This is a genomic window from Flavihumibacter cheonanensis (assembly GCF_022352215.1).
GTDB lineage: Bacteria > Bacteroidota > Bacteroidia > Chitinophagales > Chitinophagaceae > Flavihumibacter > Flavihumibacter cheonanensis.
Window position 1 is genome coordinate 1 of record NZ_JAKRWF010000050.1, and the last position, 291, is coordinate 291.

Here is a 291-nt window from a genome sequence, read left to right on the forward strand (position 1 = left end):
GTCATCGGCCTCTCGGACGCCGCGAACTTCGTGGCGCTCGGCCTGCATGCGCTGCAACATCGCGGCCAGGAGGCCGGCGGCATCGTCAGCCACGATCCCGAGCAGGGCTTCAACTCGGTGCGCCGCTTCGGCTATGTGCGCGACAATTTCACCAGCCAGTCCCTGATGGAAACGCTGCCCGGCCCGCTTGCCATCGGACATGTGCGCTATTCCACCGCCGGATCGAAAGGGGCCGCGATCCGCGACGTGCAGCCCTTCTTCGGCGAGTTCTCGATGGGCGGGGCGGCGATT

At 67.0% G+C, this 291-nt stretch carries 1 protein-coding gene; it reads left to right on the forward strand.

Annotated elements, in window-relative coordinates; all coding sequences use genetic code 11:
• Window positions 1-291, forward strand: a 291-nt coding sequence (locus MD536_RS21080) for a class II glutamine amidotransferase domain-containing protein (RefSeq protein ID WP_438839271.1), incomplete at both ends; no start/stop codon positions are given.